The sequence below is a fragment of the Rhizobacter sp. genome (assembly GCF_031412075.1).
Lineage (GTDB): Bacteria > Pseudomonadota > Gammaproteobacteria > Burkholderiales > Burkholderiaceae_C > Rhizobacter.
In genome coordinates this window covers 1-6916 of record NZ_JANOCG010000262.1, presented here as the reverse complement: position 1 = coordinate 6916, position 6916 = coordinate 1, and the positions used below count along the sequence as shown (strand labels likewise).

4 protein-coding genes are annotated in these 6916 nt (G+C 68.1%); all 4 read right to left on the bottom strand.

Annotated features, from left to right (window positions below; translation table 11 throughout):
* A partial coding sequence (locus RMO40_RS09485) for a DUF2339 domain-containing protein (RefSeq protein ID WP_309719635.1) occupies positions 1 to 3429 on the bottom strand: 3429 nt, incomplete at its 3' end.
* A 120-nt stretch (positions 3430 to 3549) separates the two neighbouring features.
* On the bottom strand, positions 3550 to 4968 hold the full coding sequence (locus tag RMO40_RS09480; RefSeq protein ID WP_309719632.1) for a hypothetical protein: 1419 nt from the start codon (positions 4966 to 4968) through the stop codon (positions 3550 to 3552).
* Positions 4969 to 5105: 137 nt separating this feature from the next.
* A complete protein-coding gene (locus RMO40_RS09475) occupies positions 5106 to 5957 on the bottom strand; it encodes a DODA-type extradiol aromatic ring-opening family dioxygenase (protein ID WP_309719629.1) in 852 nt (283 codons plus the stop codon).
* Positions 5958 to 6034: 77 nt separating this feature from the next.
* Positions 6035 to 6916 (bottom strand): response regulator (locus tag RMO40_RS09470; RefSeq protein ID WP_309719624.1); only part of this gene is annotated, 882 nt, incomplete at its 5' end.

Below are 6916 nucleotides of genomic sequence, written 5' to 3'. Positions count from 1 at the left end.
GGCCACTCCGACGATCGACCAGGCCACCGACAGCGCGGCCTGCGTGAGCGTCGAGTCGAACAGTGCATCGGCCTCCCAAGGCACGCCGGCCCAGTGGTGGCAGATGCGCAGCACCATGCCGGTGTAGAGCGCAAACGCCGTCGCGCCCAGCCCGCCCAGCAGCAGCGGCCGCGGTATCTGCGTGGACTCTGGCAAGGCCTTGCGCCACAAGAACAGCGCCAGCAGCACCAGCCCGTGGCCCAGCTCCAGCGGGTTGAGCAGCGGCACATAAGGCAGCGGGTCGGGCGCGCCCGATTGGGTGTTGCTCACCCACAGCCACAGCAGCAGGTACAGCGCGACTGGCGCGCAGGCCACCACGAGGTAGGGCGTGCGGAACTCGTTCAAAGGCCAGCGTTGCAGCATGCGCGGGCGCGTGATCAGCGCCAGCACCACCGCCGGCACCAGCACCCAGCCCAGCACCGGCCAGGCCGAGCCGGGCTCGCCCCAGCCGGTGGTCCACCACTGCGCTTCGCGTGCGGCCAGCAACACGAACAACCAGAAGCCACCGACATGCAGTGGCGCCAACGCTGCCGCCGAGCCCCAGCGTGTGAGCGCGCGCAACAACACCCCGTGCCACAGCAGCGCGAGTGGCCACACCAGCCAGCCCAGGTGCTGGTGCGGTGCATGGCCCAGCATGCCCACGCCGATGAGCGCGGTCAGGGCCAGCGCGGGCGTGGTGACCCAGGCCGTGAGGCCGAGCACGCGCCAGTCGCGCCAGCGGGCGAGGGTGGTGACGAGCACCGAGGTCACGATCACCCAGCCGGTGAGCACGGCCGGCCACAGCAGCACCCACTCCTTTTGCGTGCGCAGCAGGTGGCGGTAGGCATCGGGCAGCAGCACCTGCGCCCACCAGGCGAGGCTCCACCACACCACGCCCCATTGCAGCCAGGGTGCGCTCAGCCAGCCGGTGGCGTTTGATTTTTTCGCGGCGCGTTGCAGTGCATCGCCCGAGATCAAGGCCGCGAGCGTGAAGCCGAGCGGCGTCCACAGCGTGAGCTGATCGCTGGTGTCGGCCCACAAGGCGGGGCCGTAGACGCCGAACGCCAAGGCCGCACCGAGTTGCAATGCAGCCCAGGCGATGGCCAGCGCCGGGTGGCCCAGGCGCAGGCCCAGCCACAAGGCCGCGACCCCCAGCCAGGGCCAGATGCGCGCGGCTTCGTCGGCCGGCATCACGAACAAAAGGCTCAGGGCAATCGCGCCCACACCGGCCAGCAGGCCGATGCTGCTGCCCAACGACCACTGCGGCGGGGTTTTCTTCGCTTCCGCCTCACGCAGCACTGCCTGCAGCGGCAGCCAGGCGCTCACCAGCAGACTGGTGCCGATCACCACCGCAGCCACCAGGCCTTGCCAGCCGCTGCTCAACATCGCCTCGCCATGCAGCGCATGCAGCGTGCTGGCAAAACCAGCCAGCGCCACCGCATGCAGCGCGGCGCTGGCCCACTGCAATGCGGGCAGCTTGGCGCGTGTCTGCACGAAGGCGCAAGCCAGCGCCAGCAGCGAGGTGCTGACGCAGGCCCAGGCGGGCGGCAAGACGAGCCAGCCCACACAGGCCAATGCGGCCAAGCCGATCCACAACAGGCCGACGATGCCCGCGGCATCCCAGTCGTTGTGCTGGTCAAGCTGCGCACGGCGGCCCACGCCAAACATCGCCAGCGCGCTCGCGGCGAGCAGCACCATGCCCAACACCGAGCCCATCAGCAATGGCGTGCCCGGGGTCTCGTCGATGCCCAGCGAGGTGACCAGGCGCAGCGTGGCCGCGCCCAGCACCAGCAGCGCAAAGGCGCGTGCGTATCGCCGCTGCTGGCGTGTGCCCAGCCAGTACATGCCGGCTGCTTCGACGGCCCAGGTGGCACCGGTCCATTCGCCTTCGAGCGCCAGTGGAATGGCCAGCGTGCCGAAGATCACGCTGACGATCACATAGGCCTCGCCGAGGAGTGCGTAGCGTTTGTCGCCACGCATCAACACACCGCCCAGCAACAGGTAGAACAGCCCGAAGCCGAGCGCAGCCCAGGCCGGGCCGAACGCCATGTCACGCACCATCAGGTATTGCAGGCCAAAGGCTGCCAGCGGCACACCGAAAGCGAGCGTGCTGTCGACACGGCCCACCTGCGCCAGCGCTTGCGCGGCGCGTTGGGCGAGCGGGTTGCGTGCATCGGGCTCCTGTCCGAGTGCCAAGGCACGCCGGGCGAACAGCACACCGACGAGGGTGAACAGCACGAAGAAGAACAGCAGGAACGCCTGCGTGCTCGGGTACAGCGCATCGGTGTAGTGCTTGTGCGCCCAGGCCCCGGCCAACGCGAAGGTGCCCACCGCGCCCATCAGGTTGAGCGGGCGCCAGGCCTTGAACCAGGCCATCAGGAAGATGCCGATGTCGAGCACCGCGAGGTAGCTGAAAAGCGCGATGTGGTTGCCACTGCCGGTCGACACCAGCACCGGCGCGGCAAAGCCCTCGGCCGCCGCCACGTAGGCGAGCCAGGGGGCGTTTTGCACCACCGCGAGCAAGGCGCTCAGCACCGCCACGACGAACAGGAAGGCAAACGCCAGCTCGGCCGGCAGCAGCTGGCTGATCTTGAGGGCGGCGAGCGTGGTGAGGTAGAACACACCGATGCCTGCGCCTTGCAGGATCAGGCCGTAGCCGTCTTGGCGCTCGCGCAGCCGCCAGCCCAGGCCAAGCAGCACGGCGCCCAGCAGTGCGACACCGGCATAACGCAACTCGACCGGCACCGTGACCCGCTCGGCCGCATAACGCAGCAAGAACGCGAGGCCCAGGAACAGGATCAACACGCCCACCTTCACGATGGTGTTGCCGCCGAAGATCAGCTTGCTGATGACGGGCGGCAGGCGCTCTTGCAGGCTCGGCTGGGGAGCCGGCGCCGGCCGTGGCGCGGGTGCTGCGACAGGCGGGCGAGGTGGCGCCGCGTCGGGTTCGCGGCTGGCCCGTGCCGGCGTGGGCAACTCGGCCAGTGGCATCGGCGTCGCGTCGGGTGGGTCGATCTCATCGCGCTTCAGTTCGAGCTCGGGTTCGACAGCTTTCACAGCCAACACGGCAGGTGCTGCGGCGGGGATTGCGGCAGGGATCACGGCAGCCACCGGAGCGGGCGCGGGCGCTGCCACCGGCTCGGCCACGCTCGCCGCGGGCGACAGCCGCTTCACCTCGGCCTTCAGCATCGCCACCTCTTGCTCCAGCCGCGCGACCCGCGTTTCCATCGGCACGGGCGGGGCCGGTGCAGGCACGGGCACAACAGCGGCAGGTGTCGATTCGGAAGCCTGGTCGGCCTTCTTCAACATGCTGGCCAGCACGACGCCGAGCACCAGGCCGATCACGGCACCGATCAGCTCGCCCATCAGCAGGCCGACGACCGCACCGATCACACCGAAGATGATTTTCACTTCGCGTCTCTCCCCACCTGTTGGTTTGTTGTTGGCGGCGATTATGCGTTTGCGCTCGCCCATGAAAAAGGCCCGCCGAAGCGGGCCTTGCAGGCTGTGCTGCGATGTGTTGGCGCGGGCTCAGGGCACCACGAACGACGTCATGCTCATCGCGTAACGCTTGCGGTAGCTGGCAGGCGCGGTGGCGCCAAAGTCGCTGTCGATGTCGCACTTGATCAAGCGCTTCAGCGCGGGCGCCCACCAGCAGGTGCCTTCCTGGCTGTAGGTGGCCAAGCCGCTCGGGCCATTCGGCAGTCCGGCGTCGTTGCTGTTGGTGAACTGGGTCTGGAAGTGGATGCGCAGCGCATCGAACGTGCCCGCGTCCACCGTCACCGATTCCAGCGCCTGCACCTGGGCCGTGTGCGCCGCGTTCTCGCGATAACCCAAGGAGCAGTTGTACAGCCAGTCGGTCGACCAGCTCTTGCCCACGTAAAGCGGGAAGTCGAAGAAGTTGCGCCGCGGTGAGTAGGTGCAGGTGTTGGCGTTGAAGGCCGTGTAGCGCTGCAGGCGGTTGTCGTCTTTGTCGAAGATGTAGCTCTCCAGCAGCGCGCCGCCGACGGCGACGTAGTCGGCGCTGTAGCTACCGTCGGCGTTCAGGGTGCGCACGATCCGGTTGTGGTTGCGTGTCAGCGTGGTTCCGTCGACCAGCGTGTTGGTCTCGGCCCAAGCTTGGTTTTCGCCCACTCGCTTGGCGCCGGGGAAGTACTGCTTGCCCACGAAGCTGGCTTCGAAGGTGTAGCTCTTCAGGTAGCTGGCCGGGGGCGGGGTGCCGAAGTAGGTGTTCTTGTACGAACACTTGACGATGCGCTTCACGTCGGTTGCCCACCAGCAGGTGGCTTCTTGCAGGTAGGCCGCTTCGCCGGTGCTGCCGTTTTGCAGGTTGGCGTCGTTGCTCTTGCTGATGAGCGTGACGTAGTTCAGGCGCAGTGCGTCGTAGCTGCCGGCGGCGATCGCGATGGTTTCACGGCCGGTGACGGCGGTGAGCTGGTTCACGGTTTCCTGGTAGCCGAGTGTGCAAGCCTGCGTCCAGTTCGACAGCCAGACTTTGCCCACGTACAGCGGGAAGCTCACGAAGTTGCGGCCCGGGTTGAAGCTGCAGCGGTTGCCGTTGGCGACCACGTCGCGGCTCAGGCGGCTGCCGTGGGTGTCGGAGGTGTAGCGTTCGAACACGCTGCCCGCGCCATTGAAGCGCTCGAAGGCAAAGCTGCCATCGGCGTTGACGGCGGTCACGTGGTCGCTGTAGGTGCGCGCCGCGTTGGTGTTGCCCACTGTCGTTTCGGTCTGTTGCCAGACCAGGGTTTCGTCAACCTCGCGCAGCCGGCCGGTGAACTGCTCGGGCGTGGGGCGGCGTGCGGCCTGGGCTTGGCGGGTGACTGAGGCTTGGGCCGTCTCGGTCTGCGCAGTGGCGTCTTGGGCCGGGGTGTCGGTGCTGCCACCGCCGCAAGCGGCGAGCAGGCACGACAACAGCAGGCCACTGGCGGCCAGGTGAATGCGGGTCATGGGAGTCCTCCGGTGATCTTCGGGTTTTGCGTCGGGCTGATGATTCGCACGACCGTCCGAGGATAGCGGAAGCAGGTGTCCAAACCCGCCCCGTGTGGCGCTCCGGAGTCACCCGTCTTGGGGGTGGCGAACGGATTTCAGGCCGCTTCGGTGGCCGTCAGCGCAGCGTTCAACACGCCGGCTTCGGGCCCGAAGGCGTACACGTCCATGCCGAGGCAACCGTAGGTCACCCCTTCGTGCAAACGTCGCGGCGCGGCCTCGCGCCCGCCTGCGCCGGCGGCCACGTACCAGGGCAGCAGGTGCTCGTCGGTCGGGTGCATGTCTCGGGCGTGCGGCGCGCGAGCTCGGTAGTCGAACAGGGCGTCCCAGTCGCGCGCCACGCTGCGGTCGTGGATCCAGTGGCGGAAGGCGGCGCTCTCGGTAATCTCTTCGGCGTCGTTGGCTGGGCGACTACCGCCGAACACACGCCGCAGGTTGTGCGTGATGCTGCCGGTGCCCATCACCAGCACACCTTGCGCGCGCAGCGACGCCAGCGCTTCGCCGAGCGCGAATTGCTGCGCCGGGGGCCGGTTGGGCACCCAGGCGAGCGGCAGCACGGGGATGTCGGCGGCCGGGTACATGAAGCGCAACATGCTCCAGATGCCGTGGTCCAGCCCAGCTTGTTCAACGCGGTGCACCGGCAGGCCGGCTTCGCTCAGCAGGCCTTCCACCGCGGTGGCCAGCGCAGGTGCGCCGGGTGCGTTGTATTGCAGTTGGTAGAGCGCGTCGGGAAAGCCACCGAAGTCGTACACCGCGTGGTGCTGCGCTGCCGCCAACAAGGCCGGCTCTTGCGACAGGCTGTGTGCCGAAACGGCCAGGATCGCGCGCGGGCGTCCGAAGGTGGCGTCGATGGCGGGGCCAAGCGCCTGCAGGAAGGGGCCGGTGCTGCCGGGCTCCAGCGCCAGCATCGGCGAGCCGTGAGACAGAAAAAGCGCGGGCAAGGTGTTCATGCATTCATTGAAGCACCGCCGCACCGGCCCGGTGTTCTCCCAATTTGCACGCAGCGTTCGGCGCGCGCCGCGGGCTGTCAGCGCAATGTGGTGCCGTCTTCGGCGCGCTCCAGCCAGCGTTGCACCGTGGCAAACAGCTTGTTCGGGTTGACGGGCTTTTCGACGAAGTCGTTCATGCCGGCTGCGAGGCAGCTTTGCCGGTCTTCGCTGAAGGCATTGGCGGTCATGGCCACGATGGGCACCTGGCCACCGCCGGGCAGGCCGCGGATGCGCCGCGTGGCTTCGAGCCCGTCCATCTCGGGCATGTACATGTCCATCAGGATGAGGTCGTAGACCGTGCGGCTGGCCATCTCGACGGCTTGTGTGCCGGTCACGGCCAGCTCGAAGCGCAGGCCCGCGCCGGCCAGCAGCTCCTGCGCCACCAGCTGGTTGACCGGATCGTCTTCCACCAGCAGCAGCCGACGGTTGCTGTAGTCGTGCGAATGCATGAACTCGCGCAAGGCCTGGGGGCTCATCGAGCGCGGGAATGCGGGTGCCGATTCGGTACTTTGCAGCCAGGCCGTGAACCAGAAACTGCTGCCCTGGCCGAGCACGCTGCGCGCGCCCACCTCGCCGCCCATGAGCTTGGCCAGCCGGCCTGTGATGGCCAGGCCCAGGCCCGAGCCACCATAGCGGCGTGTGGTGGAGCTGTCGGCCTGCTCGAAGGCGTTGAACAGCCGCGCCAGTGATTCGGGGGCGATGCCGATGCCGGTGTCGGTCACCTCGAAACGCGCCAGCACCTTGTCGCCCTTGCGCTCCAGCACACGGGCGCTGAGCATGACGCTGCCCTGCTCGGTGAACTTGACGGCGTTGCTGAGGTAGTTGACCAGCGCCTGGGTCAGCCGCGTGCGGTCGCCCACCAGCGCCTGGGGCAAGGCGCTCAGGTCGATGCGCAGCGCCAGGCCCTTGGCCTGCACCCG